Here is an 18645-nt window from a genome sequence, read left to right as displayed (position 1 = left end):
TCGTCAAAAACGCATTCTTCGACGGTTGACCCGTGTGCCCGGCGCCGGGGCGCTCAGCCCGCCTTTCGTTCCAACGCCCGCAGTGACGCCATCAGATCGCCGAAGCGCTCGCCTTGCACGGTCACGTGGGCGCGCAAGCCTTCGGCGGCGGCGTCGGCATCACCGGCTTCGATCGCGCGGAAGACGGCGTCGTGTTCGGCAAACGAGTGCCCGAGCCGGTCGCGTACGCGCAACTGCATGCGGCGGTAGACGCGCAGCCGTTGATGCAACTGCAACGCCGTTTCGTGAAGATACGCGTTGTGACTCGCCGCATAGATCTGCGCGTGGAAGCTCGCGTTGATGGTGTAGTACCGGTCGAGATCGCGTGCCTCGGCTGCCGCCTGACTCGCCAGATGAGTGGTGCGCAACTCGGCCAGCTCCGCGTCAGTGATGCGGCGCGCGGCGAGCCGGCCGCACATCGATTCAAGCTCTGCCATCACTTCGAACATCTCACACAGCCGCTTCGGATCGACTTCGGCGACCACGGCGCCTCGCCTCGGGCGCATCTCCACTACGCCCGACATGCCCAACTGAATCAGCGCCTCGCGCAGCGGCGTGCGAGACACGCCGAACGTGGCCGACAACTCGGCTTCGTCCAGCCGCATGCCCGGCGGGTACTCGCCCAGCGCAATCTTCTCTTCGATGGCCTGGCGCAGCGCTTCTGATCGCTTCGGTTTTACCGTCATGACGCTCTCGCTAGGACGTAAATCGATCCGGTCGCCCGGGCCGTGAATGGGGGAATTGCGATCAAGGTAACGCGGTGAGCGTTGCCTGAAGATCGGGGTTAACGCCGAAAGTGTATTTTTTACGAGGTCAATTTGTATACACTGTGGCGGAATAACTATACGATTTCATCTCGAGTGCGGCAACCTCAGCGCTCGAAATATCAAAAAACAAAGCAAGTCATCCGTACATGCAGTGCCGGTTGGGCCGGTGGTGCACCCGGGGCGATCTTCGGCCCGGGCGACGTCAGACACCGTGCTTCGCCGGTTCATCACTGACAGAAGTGACAGGAGACGCCATGGAGACGACACCTTCCCCGCTGCGGCGGCAACTCATGCTGGGCGCCGCATCGGCGCTCGTGACCGGCGGGCTGGCCAGCCCGTGGGGCAGCGCTTTCGCGCAGACCGGTCCGCTCAAGATTTCGCATCAATTCCCCGGGGGCACCCTCACCGAAGGCGACTTTCGCGATCGGCTGTGCCGCAAGTTCGCGCAGGAAGTCGAGAAGCGCACGAATGGCGCGCTCAAATTTCAGGTCTATCCGGGCAGCTCGCTCATGAAGACCAATTCGCAGTTCTCGGCGTTGCGCCGGGGCGCGCTCGATCTCTCGCTTTACCCGCTGCCGTACGCCGGTGGTGAGGTACGTGAGCTCAATATCGGCTTGATGCCGGGGCTGGTGACGTCGTACGCCCAAGGCAACGCGTGGCGCAACGGCGAGATCGGCAAAGTGCTGACGGACGTGCTCGCGGAGAAAAACATCGTGATCGTGAGTTGGGTCTGGCAGGCCGGTGGGGTCGCCAGCCGCTCGACGCCGCTTGTCGCCCCCGAAGATGCCAAGGGCATGAAGGTGCGCGGCGGCAGCCGCGAGATGGACATGATGTTGAAGGAAGCCGGGGCCGCCGTGATTTCGCTGCCATCCAACGAGTTGTATGCCGCCATGCAGACCGGCGCGATGGATGCGGCCATGACGTCGTCGACGAGTCTGATGTCGTTCCGGCTCGAAGAAGTCTCGAAGCATCTGACCACCGGGCGCAACAAGTCTTACTGGTTCATGCTGGAGCCGCTGCTCATGTCGAAGCAGATCTTCGACAAGCTGCCCAAAGACCAGCAGCAGGTCATTCTGCAAGTTGGCAAGGAACTGGAGGCGTTCGGTACCGAAGCGGCCAAGGCCGACGACGCGCAGATTGCCAGCGTCTACACCAAGGCGGGCGCGAAGGTTTATGACCTCGACGAAGCGACGGTGATGAAGTGGCGTGACATTGCCCGGCGCACGGCGTGGAAGGACTACGCCAGCAAGTCGGACACCTGCGCCAAGTTGCTCGCGCTCGCCGAGAAGGTGCCTTCATGAGCGGGGTCGCCATGGGGGCCGATCCCGTGGTGCCGCGAACCCGCGTCCTGCGTCGGCTCGACGCCCTCTTGCAGGGCGTGAGCCGCCTGCTCATGGTCGTGTGCATGCTCGCGCTCGTGGGGGCCGCGCTGGTGCTTAGTTACAGCGTGTTTGCCCGGCATGTGCTCAAGCTCGCCACCGACTGGCAGGACGAGGCGGCCGTGTTCCTGCTGGTGGGTGCGACGTTTGTCAGTGCCGCGCACGTGCAACATCTGCGCGGTCACATCGGCATCGAAGCGATTACGACACTGCTCTCGCCGCGGGTGAATCGTATCCGGCGCTGGTTTGTCGACATCGCCACGTTCGCGTTTTGTGCGTTCTTTTCATGGAAGTCGTGGACGCTGTTCTGGGAAGCCTATGTCGACGGGCAGACCAGCAGCTCGACGTGGAGCCCGCCGCTGGCGATTCCCTATGGGCTGATGGCGGGCGGGATGACCTTGCTCACGGTGCAATTGCTGCTGCAAATCGCCATCGGCGCTTGTGAGATGGGGCCCCGCGCCGATGATGGGCAGGCGTCGAATCGCGAGGGAGGCACGCACGTATGAGCGAGCTCACTATTGGCCTGCTTTACGGCGGCGCAACGCTGGTCGCCATGTTCTCAGGCATGCCCATTGCGTTTGCCCTCGGCGCCGTGGCCGTCGCGTTCATGTTCGGCTTCATGCCCGCGTCGTCGCTCGATACGGTTACGCAAAACGTCTACGAGGAGATGGCCAGCATCACGCTGCTGTCGATTCCGCTGTTTATTCTGAAGGGCGCGGCGATTGGTAAATCACGCGCGGGGCAGGACTTGTATCTGGCGCTGCACGCGTGGATGCGGCGGATTCCGGGCGGGCTCGGTATCGCCAACGTGTTTGCCTGCGGCCTGTTCGCGGCCATGGCCGGGTCGAGCCCGGCGACGTGTTCGGCGATCGGCAGTGCCGGCATTCCCGAGATGCGCATGCGCGGCTATTCGCCGGGCTTCGCTGCGGGCATCATCGCCGCCGGTGGCACGCTGGGCATTCTGCTGCCGCCGTCGATCACGATGATTCTCTACGCAGTGGCTGCCGAACAGTCGCTCGGGCGCTTGTTCCTCGCGGGCATCGTGCCGGCGCTGCTGTTAGTGGGCCTGTTCTCGTGCTACGCGGCGTGGCGCTATCGCAAGGAATACGGCGCCGCGCAAGTCGCGCTGGCACGCGACGGCACGCCGTCGCCGTTCCCGAACGAACCGCCCGCCACGTTGCGCGAAAAGCTTGCGTTGCTGCCGCGCGTGCTGCCCTTCATCACGTTGCTGATCGGGGTGATGGCGGCGCTCTACGGCGGGTATGCGACGCCGTCGGAGACGGCCGGGCTGGGCGGTCTGCTCGCGCTGGCGCTCATCGCCGTGATCTATCGCATGTGGCGTCCGCGCCAGATCGCGCCGATTCTCACGAGCACGCTGCGTGAATCGACGATGTTGATGTTCATTATCGGCATGTCGCTGCTTTACTCGTACGTGATGAGCTACCTGCACATCAGTCAGTCGGCGGCGCAGTGGATCGTGGGGCTGCATCTGTCGCGCTGGGTGCTGCTGGTGGCCATCTTGCTGATGGTCGTCGTGCTCGGCTTTTTCCTGCCGCCGGTGAGCATCATCCTGATGACCGCGCCGATCATTCTGCCGCCACTGCGCGCGGCCGGTTTCGATCTCGTGTGGTTCGGCGTGGTGATGACGATTGTCATGGAACTGGGGTTGATTCATCCGCCCGTGGGACTCAACATATTCGTCATCAAGAACACGGCACCCGACATTGCGTTGCGCGACATCGTCTGGGGCGTGATGCCGTTTGTGGTGCTGATGATTGTCGCCGTCGCCCTGATTTGCCTGATGCCGGGCCTCTCGCTGTGGCTGCCGGATTGGGTGATGGGTTAGGGTGAGCAGGCCCTGAGTTGATTGTCCGACTTGAGAGGAAGCCATGAAGGATGAGCCGATCCTGTCCGCGATGACCGCCCCGGTCTCGCTTTCCCTGTCTGCATCGACGGCGATGAGTGTTGCGTCGTCGGTGTCGTCATCGTCGTCCGCGTCCTCGGAGCGTACGACGCCCGAAAGTGTGGCCGATGTGAGCGCGCCGGTGCCGTCGCCGTCGAAGCCGTCGCTGAAAGCGCGGCTGGGACAGTGGTTCGGACGTGGCGGGGCGGGTGGCCCGGGCGGTCCGGGCGAGAGCGGCAAGCCCGATGCGAAGGGCGACGGCAAGATCGAACCGGCCAAGCTCTCCGCGCGCGCCGAAGCGGCCCTGCGCCGTCAGTTGGCGCAGTGTCTGTCGGCCCGGCTGACGGATTCGGCGGCCAACGAAGCGGCGCGCGACTTCATGACGCGTTACTGCGAAGCGTCTCCTTCCGAGCAGCTCGCGCTGCTGCATGTGGTCGCGGACGTCTGCGGCAGTACCGACAGCGCGGGTAGCGAGGGCGGAAAGGACGGCGAGGCGGCACCCAAGCGTGCTGCCAGCGGGTTGGCGGGCGCACTCGGCAGCGAGCGCGTGCGCTTTCTCAAGCGGTTCAATGCGCTGCCGGATGGCCTGCCGTTTCTCGTGCGCTGGCGCGCCGACATGCTGCATCACCGCGCCGCCTTGCCGGGACTCGCCGCACTTGAAGACGATCTCGGCAGCCTGTTCTCGACGTGGTTCGACGTTGGCCTGCTGGAGTTGCATCCGATCACGTGGGACTCGCCCGCGTCGCTGCTCGAAAAGCTCATGCGTTACGAGGCGGTGCACGAAATCTCGTCGTGGGCAGATTTGCGCAACCGGCTGGATTCCGACCGTCGCTGCTACGCGTTTTTCCATCCACGCATGCCGCGCGAGCCGCTGATTTTCGTGGAAGTCGCCTTCGTGCCCGACATGGCCGCCGACGTGCATTCACTGCTCGACGAAAAGGCGCCGCTCGAAGACCTGCGCCGCGTGCGCTGGGCCATCTTCTACTCGATCTCGAACACGCAGCCGGGGCTGCGCGGCGTGAGCTTCGGCAACTTCCTGCTCAAGCGGGTGATCGACGAGTTGCATGTCGATTTTCCGAAGCTGCGCAACTTCGCCACGCTCTCGCCGATTCCGGGGTTTAGCGACTGGTTGAAGTCGTTGCCGGCGACCGGTGTCGCACAAACGCTTGGCTCCAAGCGACTGAAACTGCTCGCGCAGGATACGTCGCTGGCCGCCGAGGCCACCGGTGCACAATTGGTCGCGTGGTTGCAGGCGTCGCCCGAGCGCAAGAGTGCGCAGGCGCTTCAACGGGCCATTGGCGAAGCACTCGCTGCGCACTATCTGGCGCGTGAGCGCGTGCGCGGGCAGCCGCGTGACCCTGTGGCGCGTTTTCACTTGGGCAACGGCGCCCGCGTGGAGCGCATCAACTGGCATGCCGATCTCTCGAAGAAAGGGGCCAAGCAGTCGTGCGGCATGATGGTCAACTATCTCTACGAACCCGATGAGCTCGACGCCAACCTGCAACGGCTGATTGACGGCGAGGCAGCGCTGGGACGTGCCGTATCGCGGCTGCTTTAGAGCGCCGAAACCCGTGCCGGGGATGCGCTGCGCGTTTCCGGCACGAATTACAAAACTTAGGGAGACACTTGTGAGCGAAGTTCTGCGCGACGACAGTCTGTTGGACGAAGGGCTGGTGACGCTGATGCTCTCGAACCCCGGCAAGCTCAACGCCATCTCGGTGGCCATGTGGCGCGCGTTGCGGGCGCATCTGCTCGCACTGGACGCCGAGCCCCATGTGCGCGCGATCGTGATTCGTGGCGCGGGCGGTAATTTTGCGGCGGGCGCAGATATCGAGGAGTTCCCCGTCGAGCGCGGTAGCTACGACGCCCTGCGCCGGTATCACGGCGAAGTGATCGGGCCGACGCTGGAAGCGCTGGCGAATTGCCGGCATCCGAGCGTCGCGTTGATCGAGGGCGTGTGCGTGGGTGGCGGGCTGGAGATCGCCGCGCATTGCGACTTGCGCATCGCCTCCGAAGGTTCGCGCTTCGGCGTGCCCATCAACAAGCTGGGGTTTCCGATGGCGCCCGGCGAACTCAAGGGCGTGTTAGCGCTGGTGGGGCGTGCTACGGCGCTAGAAATTTTGCTCGAAGGCCGGGTGTTCGGCGCTGCCGAGGCCCGCGAGAAGGGCCTGCTGACGCGTGTGGTTGACGACGAGTCGGTCGAAGAGGCCGGTTACACTTGCGCCCGGCGCATCGCGGCCGGCGCGCCGCTCGCCGCGCAAGCGAACAAGTGGCTGATTGCCCGGTTGGCACCGGCCGCGCCGGCGTTGTCCGAAGCCGAGTGGCAGCGCGCCTTCGCGTATTGGGATTCCGACGATCATCGCGAAGGCGTGGCCGCGTTTCTCGAGAAGCGCCCGCCGGTGTTTCAGGGACGATGAAGCACTCGACCTGATGGCCCGCGATGCGGGGCAGGTCGTGTGCCGCCGTCCCCCGATTTTTTTTTTCCATCGACGTTTCGATAATTTCGAATCCGGTTCCGTTTATGACGCAAGACGCCAATCTCTATCGACTGTTTGCCGAACGCTTCCCCGCTGACAAATCCGCGTGCGCCATTGAGACGCCCGAGGGGCTTTACTACAGTTGGGACGATCTCGAACACGCGAGCGCCCGCATTGCGAACCTGCTCGCAAGTCTGGATCTCGCCCCCGGTGCCCGCGTGGCCGTACAGGTCGAAAAGTCACCCGAGGCGCTGCTGCTGTATCTCGCCACGCTGCGCGCAGGGCTCGTGTATCTGCCGCTGAACACGGCGTATCGCGATGCCGAGATCACGTACTTCGTCGAGAACGCGGAGCCCGACGTGGTGGTGTGCAGCCCGGCGAACTTCGGCTGGGTGTCGAAGATCGCCTTCACCAGCGGTGCCAAGCATGTGTACACGCTGGGCGACGATCGCACGGGCTCGCTGCTGGAGCGTGCCGCGTGGTTCGGCGACAGCTTCGAAACGGTGCCGCGCGCACCGGAAGATCTGGCGGCCATTCTGTACACCTCGGGCACGACCGGGCGCAGCAAGGGCGCGATGCTGTCGCACGGCAATCTCGCGAGCAACACGCGCGTGCTGCATCAGTTCTGGGGCTGGGGCGAGCGCGACGGTGGCGATGTGCTGCTGCACGCGCTGCCGATCTTCCACGTGCACGGGCTGTTCGTGGCGAGTCACGCGGCGCTGTATTCGGGCAGCAAGATGATCTGGCTTTCGAAGTTCGATGCGCGCGAAGTGTTGCATCAACTGCCGCGCGCGACGGTGTTCATGGGCGTGCCGACGTACTATGTGCGGCTGCTCGCCGAAGCGGGGCTGGATCGCAATGTGTGCCGCAACGTGCGACTGTTCATCTCCGGGTCGGCACCGTTGCTGCGCGAGACGTTCGATGCCTTCCGCGAGCGCACGGGCCACACGATTCTCGAGCGTTACGGTATGTCAGAGACGGTGATGCTCGTCTCGAATCCGTATCACGGCGACGCCGCGCAGGTGCGTCGTGCGGGCACCGTGGGCGTGCCGCTGCCGGAGGTGACCGTGCGGGTGGTGGGCGACGACGGCGCGGTGGTGGGGCAGGGGGATATCGGCCACATTCAGGTCAAGGGGCCGAATGTGTTCGCAGGCTACTGGCGCATGCCGGAGAAGACCGCCGAGGAATTCACGGCGGATGGTTTCTTCAGGACCGGGGATGTCGGCAAGTTCGATGACGACGGCTACGTGCACATCGTCGGGCGCTCGAAGGATCTGATTATTTCGGGGGGCTACAACGTCTACCCGAAAGAGATCGAGAGCTTCATCGACGAAATGGACGGTGTGGCGGAATCGGCCGTGATCGGCGTGCCGCACCCGGACTTCGGCGAAGCGGTGGTGGCGGTGGTGGTGCCGCGCCATGGAGCGGCTGCGCCCGACGAGCGCAGCGTGATCGATGGGCTCAAGCAGCGCATCGCCAACTTCAAGGTGCCCAAGCGTGTGCATTTCGTCACCGAACTGCCGCGCAATACGATGGGCAAAGTACAGAAGAACGTGTTGCGCGACCGGTTCAAGTAAGCGGTCACCGGTCATCGGTCTGGCGGGAGGGCGCGTGCGCCGGTGGGCGTGGCGCCTTCCCGTTTTGTTTTCGTTTCGCGCTTGGCGTTGGTCGCTTCGTCGCTTCGTCAGTTCTTCAGTTCTTCAGTTTTTCAAGCGATCTCGTCCAGCACCTTCGCCAGACTGTCGATCGTGCGCTCACGGTTGTGAAGCTTCTCCAGCCCGAACAGGCCAAGCCGGAACGTCTTGAAGTCGGCTGGCTCGTCGACCTGAAGCGGCACGCCGGCACCGATCTGCATGCCCTGCACGACAAATTTCTTGCCGGAGTGAATGGCGTCGTCGTCGGTATAGCTCACGATCACGCCCGGTGCTTCGAACCCCTTCGCCGCCACGCTGCGGTATCCCTTGGCGGCGAGCAGTGCACGCACCTTGTCGCCCAGCGATTGCTGCTCCTCACGCACCTTCTCGAAGCCGTACGCTTCGGTTTCGAGCATGACGTCGCGCAACACCTTCAGAGCGTCGGTCGGCATCGTGGCGTGATAGGCGAAACCGCCTTTCTCATAGGCTTCCATGATCTGGAGCCACTTGCGCAGGTCGCACGAGAAGCTGGTGCTGGTGGTGGTGTCGAGCTTTGCGCGCGCGGCGGCGTTCAGCATCACCAGCGCGCAGCACGGCGACGCGCTCCAGCCTTTTTGCGGCGCACTGATCAGGATGTCGACGCCGGTGGCTTCCATGTCGACCCAGATCGTGCCGGAGGCGATGCAATCGAGCACGAACAGGCCGCCGACTGCATGCGTAGCGTCGGCCACGGCACGCAGGTAATCGTCGGGCAGCAGGATGCCGGAAGCGGTCTCGACGTGCGGCGCGAATACCATCTCGGGCTTGTGCTCGCGAATTGCGGCAACGACTTCATCGATCGGGGGCGGGGCGTATGCGGCCTGACGGCCTTCGGTGACCGGGCGCGCCTTGAGCACCTCGGTGCTGGCCGGAATGCTGCCCATGTCGAAGATCTGGCTCCAGCGATAGCTGAACCAGCCATTGCGAATGACCAGACAGCGCTTGTTCGTCGCAAACTGGCGCGCGACGGCTTCCATGCCGAATGTGCCGCTGCCCGGCACGATGATCGCGGCTTGCGCGTGATACACATCCTTCAGAACGCGCGAGATGTCGCGCATCACGCCCTGAAAGGCTTGCGACATGTGGTTCAGCGCCCGGTCGGTGTAGACCACCGAATATTCGAGCAGGCCATCGGGGTCCACAGTCGGGATAAGGCTGGTCATGTTCGTCTCCTGTTAGCTTTCTGCGTGCCCGTCATCCTACCCCGAATGGCTGGGGTGACGAAACCCGAGTGACCACGGGGGCAGGGGGCGTGCGGTGGTGCTTCCGATATGGCCGTCGGTGCGCTGGTGGGGCAATTACGGACGCCGCGACGTAAAATACGCGAAGCGCAGTAACCCCCTCATCTTGCATACGTAAAGCGGCTCTTGGTGGATCGACAGCACGGTTTTCTCCTCACACGGCATTGGCGCGATACGCCCGCCGGCACCGAAGTCGAGTTCTGGCTCGCCACCGACGACGGGCCGCGACGGGTACGGCTGCCCGTGCAGACCAATGTCGTTTTCGTCCCTGTCGAACAACGCGCACGCGTGGAGACGCTGCTGCGCAACGAACGCCAATCCGACCAGTACGAATTGCGCGAGCTGGCACTGACGGACTTTCACCGCCGGCCTGTGCTGGGGGTGTACTGCCGTCATCAACGTCCGCTGCTCAAGTTGGAAACGCTGCTGCGCGGCGCGGGCATCGATGTCTACGAAGCCGACATTCGCCCGCCCGAACGCTTTCTGATGGAGCGATTCATTACGGCACCGGTGGAGTTCGCCGGGCAGATGGGGGCCGATGGTTCCGGTGGTTCCAGTGACTCCGATGGTGCCAATGGTGGCGATAGTGGCGATGGCCCCGGCGGACTCATCACTGACGTGCGGATGAAGCCTGCGCCGCGCTACCGCCCGGCGCTTCGCATCGTGTCGCTCGATATCGAAACGACCATCCAGGGCGACCTGTACTCGATTGCGCTGGAAGGCTGCGGGCAGCGGCAGGTCTACATGCTTGGGCCGGCCAATGGCGCCGGTGACGGCATCGCCGAGGCCGCCGAGGCCGCCGATGTCGACTTCTCGCTGGAATATCGCGACACCCGTGCGCAACTCATCGAGAGCCTGAATGACTGGCTGGTCCGCCACGATCCCGACGCCATCATCGGCTGGAATCTGATCCAGTTCGATTTGCGCGTGCTGCACGAGAGCGCGACGCGGTTTCAGACGCCCCTTTTGCTGGGGCGGGGTAATACGCCGCTCGAATGGCGCGAGCATCGCAATCACTTCTTCGCGAGCGCGCCGGGGCGCGTATTCATCGACGGTATCGAGTCGCTGCGCTCGGCCACATGGACGTTTCCATCATTCAGTCTCGAGAACGTGGCGCAGACATTGCTCGGCGAGGGCAAGGCGATCGATACGCCGTATGAGCGCATGGCCGAGATCGACCGGATGTTCGCCGAGGACAAGCCCGCACTGGCGCGCTACAACCTGAAGGATTGCGAACTGGTCACCCGCATTTTCGCGAAGACCGGTCTGCTGTCGTTCCTGCTGGAGCGCTCGGCAGTGACCGGTCTGGCGCTGGATCGCAGTGGCGGATCGGTGGCGGCGTTCACGCATTTGTATCTGCCGGCGATGCACCGGCAGGGGTACGTGGCACCGAACGTAGGCGATGTCGAAGGGGCGGCGAGCCCCGGTGGTTTCGTGATGGATTCGCGCCCCGGCCTTTACGACTCGGTGCTGGTGCTCGATTACAAGAGCCTGTATCCGTCGATCATTCGCACATTCCTGATTGACCCTGTCGGGCTGGTGGAGGGGATGCATCGTCCCGGCGACGCCGATTCGGTGCCGGGCTTTCTCGGCGCGCGTTTCTCTCGTACGCGACACTGTTTGCCGGCCATCGTCAGGCAAGTGTGGCAGGGGCGGGACGAAGCGAAGCGTGAGAAGAACGCGCCGTTGTCGCAGGCGTTGAAGATCATCATGAATGCGTTCTACGGGGTGCTGGGGTCGAGTGGCTGCCGGTTCTTCGATCCGCGTCTGGCGTCGTCGATCACGATGCGTGGTCACGAGATCATGCGCAAGACGCGCGAGCTGATTCAGGCGCGCGGCTATCAGGTCATCTATGGCGATACCGACTCGTTGTTCGTGTGGTTGCGCGTGCAGCGTACAGAGGCGCAGGCGGAAGACATCGGCCGGGCGTTGGTGACGCACGTCAACGACTGGTGGCGCACGCACTTGCGAGAGACCTACGATCTGGAGAGTGCGCTGGAACTGGAGTTCGACACGCACTATCGACGCTTTCTGATGCCGACCGTGCGTGGTGCAGAGCAGGGCAGCAAGAAGCGATATGCGGGGCTGGTGATGCAGCCAGACGGAAGCGAGGCGGTGGTCTACAAGGGGCTGGAGACGGTTCGCACTGACTGGTCACCGCTGGCGCAGCAGTTTCAGCAAGACCTGTACTCGCGCATTTTTCGCGGCGAACCGTATCAGGAGTATGTCCGCGATTATGTGGCGCGCACGCTCGCGGGCGAGATGGATGACCGGCTGGTTTACCGCAAACGGCTGCGGCGCAAGTTGGGCGACTACGAGCGCAACGTGCCACCGCATGTGCGTGCCGCGCGTCTCGCCGATGACTTCAATCGCCGTCACGGCCGCCCGCCGCAATATCAGAACGGCGGCTGGATCAGCTACGTGATGACGACGGGCGGGCCGGAGCCGCTTGAGGATCGCCGTTCGGCGCTTGACTACGAGCACTATCTGGAGAACCAGCTCAAGCCTGTCGCGGACGCGATTCTGCCGTTTGTGGGCGATGCGTTTGACACGCTGGTGACGCGGCAGATGGGGTTGTTTTAAGCGCTGGCGTTTGACGAAAAGCTAACGAAAAAGCCGCCCTTGAGAGGGCGGCTTTTTCATTGCGTCGATCGGGGAACCCGATAACGACGCGCGAGGCGTATGCCCCGCTTTACTTCATTTGCACGGTGCCCGAGACGGTCACGGTGACTTGCGTCTTGCCGCCTTCGAGTTGCATCGGCGGTGCGGCATCGGCGCTGGCGGCCATCGGCGCAGCCTTCATCGCATACATGCGCGGCATGATCGGGGCGTTGGCGCCGACCTGCACCTGGCGGATCGCGTAGCTCTTGTAGCCGAACGCCGTCGCGTTGCTTTGCGCCTGATCGCGGAAGGCCTGGATGGCCTGATTGGTCAACTCGGCCTGCGTCTTTTCCTGCGCTTCGCGCGAGAGCGAGAACGACACGCCGTCCATTTGCATCTGGCCGGAGATTTCGCTGGCCAGACGCGACGCTGCGCCAAAATCCTTCGACTTCAGTTGCAGTTCAGTGCGGCCGCGCCACGCGGTGATCTTGCCGTCGCGGTTGGTCGTCGGGTACAGCGAGACGTTACCCGTCTGCACTTGCACGGCGTTCTGCGTCTTGGCCTTGGCCATCGCATTGTTCGCCTTTTGCGTCAGGTTGCGCGACACGGTGGCGGCATCGGCGCCTTGTTCTTCCGCCGACATCGTGATGTGCACGGTGTCCTGATCGACTTCCTTCGTGGCATGAGCTTCGAGGCCCAGCACGCCCGCGAGCTGGCGGTTCGACTCGTCGCCCGACTGGGCATAGGCTGCGTTGGCGGCAGTGGCGATCAACAGGGCGGCAGCGAGAGATTTGCGCATAGTTTGTCCTTTTTTGAATGTAAGTTCGCGTCTGATTGGCGAACGTTTGACCGGTTGCCGATGCACGCCGTAGGCCTAAGGGGGGGCGCACTATGCGTTCATCGACAACGTTATAGAGACGCTATCGATGCAAAATTGGTTCCCAATCGCTATTTGAGTAAGTGCTTGCTGATGAATTTCCAGTGCTCGGGCGCGACCGGTGTGATCGACAGACGGTTGCCGCGTGCGAGCACGAGCATGCCTTCCAGTTCGGGCGTCTCGCGCATTTCCGTGAGCGGCACAAGGCGGGTCTTGCGATCGAGCTTGACGTCGACGAGTAGCCATCGTGGCGAGGCGGGGCTCGACTTGACGTCGTAGTAGGGGCTCTTCGGGTCGAACTGGGTCGGGTCGGGGTAGGCGGTCGAAGCGACGGTGGCCAGTCCGGCGATACCGGGCACGGCGCAACTGGAGTGATAGAAGAGAACGCCGTCGCCGACACGCATGTCGTCGCGCATGAAGTTGCGCGCCTGATAGTTGCGTACGCCGGTCCATGGCAGGGTTTGCTGCTTGGCACTCGCGAGATCGTCGATGCTTGCCTCTTCAGGCTCGGATTTCATCAGCCAGTAGCGTTGCGTCATGTTGGTTACGGTTGTTTTTGTTGGCGGAACAGCGGATATCCTCGCACAACTGGCGTAATACCGGCGCATTTGTAATCGATTGTGTGCCGCGCTGCGATATCGAGACAATTCCTATACTATGCCTTTGTGAACTTCGTATGACCTTTATGAGCCTCATCATGCAGCGGATGGGGCGCAGGGATGATGTGCGGTGCAGCAACCGCCCGTCGCCTGCGGCGCCTCGCCCGAGGCGCATGTACGTGCTTGAGCGATACATGTTCAACCGCCTATGCCGATAGGAGAGTGTGTCATGGCAGCAGAGCCGTCAGTCCGAACGAACGCGTTCATCTTCTATTCCCTGGCCACGGTGTCATTCATCGAGACCAGCGTGCCGGAGTTCGTTTCCACGCTCAACCAGATGTACGGCGATGACGCGGAAATGAAGGCGTGGTTGCGCGACACCTGGCTGCCCGAGGAGGTCGAACACGGGCGCCTGGCCAAGGACTACATCGCCCGTGTCTGGCCCGAATTCGACTGGGCACCCGCCTACGACGCGTTTCTGGCCCGCTACAAGCCCCGTTGCGACGTGGAGCATATGCGGCCATCCTTGGCGCTCGAGGCGCTGTCGCGGTGCGTGACGGAAACGCAAACCGCCATGATCTATCGCTGCCTCGAATCGTATATGCCGGTGGAAGAGCTCAAGCAGATGATGCACAAGCTGAGCAACGAAGAGGTGGGGCATTACCGGTACTTCCGTAAGACCTTCGACCGCTACAACGCCGTGGAGCAGCATGGGGTTATCAGCCGCTTGCGCACGATGGTGGCGCGCAGCGAGCTGGTGCGCGATGAGGACATCGCGTTTGCCTTCGAGCCGCTCAACAGCTTCTGGCGTTCGCCGCCGCCGTTTGAAATGATGAAATGGGAGGCGTTTCTCGCGATGTCGGGCGAGGTCATGAAGCAGTACATGCCGGTGGAGGCCGCGACGCGCATGATGTTCAAGCCGCTGGAGACTGGGTCTTGGTGGCGTGACCGGCCGGTGAAGGCGCTGATGTCCTTCATGGTGAAACGTCAGTACCCGCAGTTGGGTAGTGAGGCTTGAGGCCAGAGGCTTGAGACCAGATGCTTGAGATCCGAGGCTTGCATCCCGAAAGCTTGATTCCCGAGCGTTCGATACCGGAAGCCGGTGCCCCTAAGCCCGATGCGACTTGATGTCGCAGGCGGCGTCAGGGTTCGGTTGGTCGACGCAGACGGATGCGCGATACCAATGAGACGGCTTCGTGGCGAATTCGACACGTCTGGCCGTCGACAGACGAAAAAAAACCCCGCCGAGGCGGGGTTTTTCAATCGGCGAGCTAGTTACTTGCTCGTGCCGACCACTTCCACTTCCACGCGGCGATCCGGTGCCAGGCACGAAATCAGCTGAGTGCGGTTCTTCTGGTTGCAACCCGTGGTAACCGGGTTACGCTTGCCCTTGCCTTCCGTGTAAACACGGTTGGCTTCGACACCCTTGCTAACCAGGTAAGCCTTCACAGCTTGCGCGCGGCGCAGCGACAGACGGTCGTTGTACTTGTCCGAACCGATGCGGTCGGTGTAACCCGTGGCGACCACAACTTCCAGATTCAGTGCTTGGACCTTGCTGGCGAGATCATCCAGCTTTTCCTTACCGGCCGGCTTCAGGATGGCTTTGTCGAAGTCGAACAGGGCATCGGCTTGGTACGTGACCTTTTGCGACTGGATCACCGGAGCGACCGGGGTCGGTGCCGGAGCCGGAGCCTGGGCGATGATCGAGCCGTCGCACTTGGCGTTGGCCGTCGCCGGGGTCCAGTAGGCATCGCGCCAGCACAGTTCGTCCGAACCGTTCTTCCAAACCCACTCGCCGCTGCCGTTAACCCAGTTGTCGTTGACTGCTTGTTTCGAGGCCGCGATCGGACCCGGAGCGGTCTGGACGTAATTTTGAGCCATAGCCGAAGCAGCCATCACTGCGGTAGCTGCAACGATCGCGAGCTTAGCGAATTTATTCATATTTCTCCTCTCGAAATGAGATTACCGCAGGTTTACTGCGAGCCTAGACGACGGAACCAAAGTCTTACATCGCTCGAAGTATAACATCGCCGAGTGCGCGAAAGCATGGCCCATGCACTTCGAATAATGTCTAACTTATGCCGTCGCATTTTGCCATAGCGCTCCTGCCGCCCGCGAGAAAAAACCCAGGTTTGCCGCCCCTCATGGCGCAGTTGTGGTTTGAGCGCAACACCTTTTGAGGCGCCTCGCCAACCGTTCCATTCTTCTTCATCCGCCGACGTTTTGGCGTCCTCGATATGTCTTGTGCGCTGCATCACGCCGGTTTCGGATGCCAATAGCGGGCATGTTAGAATCCCGAGATCGTATCGCTGGCAACCGCCTATCGCGATGAGCGTTTGATAGACACGGATAATGGATCAGTTCGCCAAAGAAACTCTCCCGATTTCACTCGAAGAAGAAATGCGACGGTCGTACCTCGATTACGCGATGAGCGTGATCGTCGGCCGTGCATTGCCCGATGTACGTGATGGCCTGAAACCGGTTCACCGCCGGGCGCTGTTTGCCATGCACGAGTTGAATAACGACTGGAACCGGGCATACAAAAAATCGGCGCGTATCGTCGGTGACGTCATCGGTAAGTACCACCCGCACGGCGACGCTTCTGTATACGACACGATCGTTCGCATGGCGCAGCCGTTCTCGCTGCGTTACATGCTGGTCGATGGTCAGGGCAACTTCGGCTCGGTCGACGGCGACAACGCTGCGGCAATGCGGTACACCGAAGTCCGTATGGCCAAGATCGGCCACGAGTTGCTCGCGGACATCGACAAGGAAACCGTCGATTTCGGTCCGAACTACGACGGCAGCGAAAAGGAACCGCTGATTCTGCCGGCCCGTATCCCGAACCTGCTGCTTAATGGTTCGTCGGGTATTGCCGTCGGTATGGCGACGAACATCCCGCCGCACAACCTCAATGAGGTGGTCGAAGGGTGTCTGTACGTTCTCAAGAACCCGGACGCCACTATCGATGAACTCATCGAGATCATCCCGGCCCCGGACTTCCCGACGGCAGGCATCATCTACGGCATCTCCGGCGTGCGCGAAGGCTACCGCACCGGTCGCGGCCGTGTCGTGATGCGAGCGACGACTCACTTCGAGGATATCGACCGCGGCCAACGCGTGGCGATCATCGTCGACGAGCTGCCCTATCAAGTTAACAAGCGCACACTTCTCGAGCGTATCGCCGAGCTGGTCAACGAAAAGCGCCTGGAGGGTATTTCCGACATCCGCGACGAGTCCGACAAGAGCGGCATGCGCGTGGTGATCGAGCTCAAGCGCGGCGAAGTGCCTGAAGTCGTGCTGAACAATCTATATAAGCACACGCAGTTGCAGGACACGTTCGGCATGAACATGGTGGCGCTGGTCGACGGCCAGCCCAAGCTGCTGAATCTGCGTGAAATGCTGGTGCACTTCCTGGCGCACCGCCGTGAAGTGATTACTCGCCGTACGGTCTACGAACTGCGTCGCGCACGCGAACGGGGCCATGTACTCGAGGGTCTGGCGGTAGCACTCGCTAACATCGACGACTTCATCGCGATCATCAAGGCCGCGCCGACGCCGCCGATCGCGAAGGCTGCGTTGATGGAGAAGGCGTGGGATTCGTCGGTCGTGCGCGACATGCTGGCGCGTGCCGAGAGCGAGACGCAAGGCGGCCGTGCGGCCTATCGTCCGGAAGGCCTCGACGCCGCCGTGGGCATGCAGCTCGACGGCCTGTACCGTCTGTCCGAAACGCAGGCGCAGGAAATCTTGCAGATGCGTCTGCAACGCCTGACGGGCCTTGAACAAGACAAGATCGTTTCCGAGTACAAGGAAGTGATGGCGCAGATCGCCGACTTGCTGGACATTCTGGCCCGCCCGGAACGTGTGACGGCAATCATCAGCGAAGAGCTGACCGCCGTGCGTGCCGAGTTCGGCGATGCCCGCCGCTCGACCATCGAACACAACGCCACGGAACTGGATACCGAAGATCTGATCACACCGCAGGACATGGTGGTTACCCTGTCGCATACGGGTTACATCAAGTCGATGCCGCTGTCCGAGTACCGTGCGCAGAAGCGCGGTGGCCGAGGCAAGCAGGCTGCGGCGACCAAGGATGACGACTGGATCGATACGCTGTTCATCGCGAACACGCACGATACGATCCTGTGCTTCTCGAACCGCGGCCGGGTTTACTGGATTAAGGTCTGGGAAGTGCCGCAAGGGTCGCGGAACTCGCGTGGCCGTCCGATCGTCAATATGTTCCCGTTGCAGGATGGCGAGAAGATCAACGTGGTGCTGCCGGTCAAGCAGTTCACGGAAGATCGCTTCGTGTTCATGGCAACGAGTTTGGGCACGGTCAAGAAGACGCCGCTGGCAGCCTTCAGCCGACCGCTCAAGAAGGGCATCATCGCCGTGAATCTCGATGACGGCGACGTGCTGATCGGCGCAGCCATCACCGATGGTGCGCACGACGTGATGCTGTTCTCCGACTCGGGCAAGGCGGTGCGTTTCGACGAGAACGACGTGCGTCCGATGGGCCGTGAGGCGCGCGGCGTGCGCGGCATGCAGCTTGAAGACGGTCAGACGGTCATCGCACTGCTGGTCGCCGAAAATGAGCAGCAGTCCGTGCTGACGGCGACCGAAAACGGCTACGGCAAGCGGACTTCGATCACCGAATATACGCGCCACGGCCGTGGCACTAAGGGTATGATTGCGATCCAGACGAGCGAGCGCAACGGCCGGGTGGTCGCGGCGACGCTGGTTGAGCCGGATGACGAGATCATGCTGATCACGACGGGCGGGGTGTTGATCCGTACGCGAGTGTCTGAAATTCGCGAGATGGGCCGGGCCACGCAAGGGGTGACGCTGATCAGCCTGGACGAGGGCACGACGCTTTCGGGTCTGCAACGCATCGTTGAATCCGACGCCGAAGTCGCAGAGAACGGCGACGCGGAAGGCGGCGATGATGCGGCGGAAGCTGACGCTACCGAGTGACGCGCCGTAACTGGTTGTAACCGTAACTCGTTGTAAGCTGTAGGTGCATTACCCCGAAAAGTCAGTAGAATCTGGCCCGATGCAGTGAAATGCCCAGGCGAGGATGCATCTATTT

14 protein-coding genes are annotated in these 18645 nt (G+C 62.5%); 9 read left to right on the top strand and 5 right to left on the bottom strand.

From position 1 onward, the window contains the following. Positions 1-53: 53 nt before the first annotated feature. Positions 54-725 (bottom strand): GntR family transcriptional regulator, encoded by a 672-nt coding sequence (locus tag CDV44_RS14995; protein ID WP_087688679.1) that lies wholly within the window; start codon positions 723-725, stop codon positions 54-56. A 335-nt stretch (positions 726-1060) separates the two neighbouring features. Here CDV44_RS14995 and dctP point away from each other — a divergent pair, with 335 nt between their 5' ends. The 6 genes from dctP to CDV44_RS14965 all read left to right on the top strand — a co-directional run bounded on the left by dctP (position 1061) and on the right by CDV44_RS14965 (position 8142). Next, positions 1061-2107 carry a TRAP transporter substrate-binding protein DctP gene (gene dctP, locus CDV44_RS14990; RefSeq protein ID WP_371328762.1) on the top strand — a complete coding sequence of 349 codons (1047 nt, stop codon included), beginning with the start codon at positions 1061-1063 and terminating at the stop codon, positions 2105-2107. After that, on the top strand, positions 2104-2691 hold the full coding sequence (locus CDV44_RS14985; RefSeq protein ID WP_087688678.1) for a TRAP transporter small permease: 588 nt from the start codon (positions 2104-2106) through the stop codon (positions 2689-2691). Before dctP ends, CDV44_RS14985 begins: the two co-directional genes overlap by 4 nt. After that, the gene (locus CDV44_RS14980; RefSeq protein ID WP_087688677.1) at positions 2688-4031 is read left to right on the top strand and encodes a TRAP transporter large permease; all 1344 of its coding nucleotides are present in this window, start codon (positions 2688-2690) and stop codon (positions 4029-4031) included. The genes CDV44_RS14985 and CDV44_RS14980 overlap by 4 nt, the downstream gene beginning before the upstream one ends. 43 nt (positions 4032-4074) lie before the next feature. Then, a complete protein-coding gene (locus CDV44_RS14975; RefSeq protein ID WP_249277553.1) occupies positions 4075-5646 on the top strand; it encodes a malonyl-CoA decarboxylase domain-containing protein in 1572 nt (523 codons plus the stop codon). Between the two features lie 70 nt (positions 5647-5716). Then, positions 5717-6505, top strand: a complete 789-nt coding sequence (locus tag CDV44_RS14970) for an enoyl-CoA hydratase/isomerase family protein (protein WP_256388451.1) — start codon at positions 5717-5719, stop codon at positions 6503-6505. A gap of 104 nt (positions 6506-6609) precedes the next feature. Then, positions 6610-8142, top strand: a complete 1533-nt coding sequence (locus CDV44_RS14965; protein ID WP_087688675.1) for a malonyl-CoA synthase — start codon at positions 6610-6612, stop codon at positions 8140-8142. A gap of 131 nt (positions 8143-8273) precedes the next feature. On the opposite strand, the gene CDV44_RS14960 is transcribed toward CDV44_RS14965, so the two are convergent. Next, entirely contained in the window at positions 8274-9401 is a 1128-nt protein-coding gene (locus CDV44_RS14960) for an aminotransferase class V-fold PLP-dependent enzyme (RefSeq protein ID WP_087688674.1), read from the bottom strand. A gap of 207 nt (positions 9402-9608) precedes the next feature. Here CDV44_RS14960 and CDV44_RS14955 point away from each other — a divergent pair, with 207 nt between their 5' ends. After that, entirely contained in the window at positions 9609-12062 is a 2454-nt protein-coding gene (locus CDV44_RS14955) for a DNA polymerase II (RefSeq protein WP_212677113.1), read from the top strand. A 109-nt stretch (positions 12063-12171) separates the two neighbouring features. Here the strand turns inward: CDV44_RS14955 and CDV44_RS14950 are convergent, their stop codons facing one another. Next, positions 12172-12879 carry an SIMPL domain-containing protein gene (locus CDV44_RS14950; protein ID WP_087688672.1) on the bottom strand — a complete coding sequence of 236 codons (708 nt, stop codon included), beginning with the start codon at positions 12877-12879 and terminating at the stop codon, positions 12172-12174. Between the two features lie 149 nt (positions 12880-13028). Then, complete coding sequence (locus CDV44_RS14945) at positions 13029-13496, bottom strand: EVE domain-containing protein (RefSeq protein WP_087688671.1); 468 nt, start codon at positions 13494-13496, stop codon at positions 13029-13031. Between the two features lie 289 nt (positions 13497-13785). Between CDV44_RS14945 and CDV44_RS14940 the strand changes: the two genes are divergently transcribed. Next, a complete protein-coding gene (locus CDV44_RS14940) occupies positions 13786-14574 on the top strand; it encodes a hypothetical protein (protein WP_058375483.1) in 789 nt (262 codons plus the stop codon). A 257-nt stretch (positions 14575-14831) separates the two neighbouring features. Here the strand turns inward: CDV44_RS14940 and ompA are convergent, their stop codons facing one another. Next, a complete protein-coding gene (ompA, locus tag CDV44_RS14935) occupies positions 14832-15497 on the bottom strand; it encodes an outer membrane protein OmpA (protein ID WP_087688670.1) in 666 nt (221 codons plus the stop codon). Between the two features lie 411 nt (positions 15498-15908). Between ompA and gyrA the strand changes: the two genes are divergently transcribed. After that, the gene (gyrA, locus tag CDV44_RS14930) at positions 15909-18530 is read left to right on the top strand and encodes a DNA gyrase subunit A (RefSeq protein ID WP_058375481.1); all 2622 of its coding nucleotides are present in this window, start codon (positions 15909-15911) and stop codon (positions 18528-18530) included. Positions 18531-18645 lie beyond the last annotated feature (115 nt).

The sequence above is a fragment of the Pandoraea sp. PE-S2R-1 genome (assembly GCF_002179865.1).
Taxonomy (GTDB): domain Bacteria; phylum Pseudomonadota; class Gammaproteobacteria; order Burkholderiales; family Burkholderiaceae; genus Pandoraea.
This window is presented reverse-complemented; position numbering and strand designations above follow the sequence as displayed.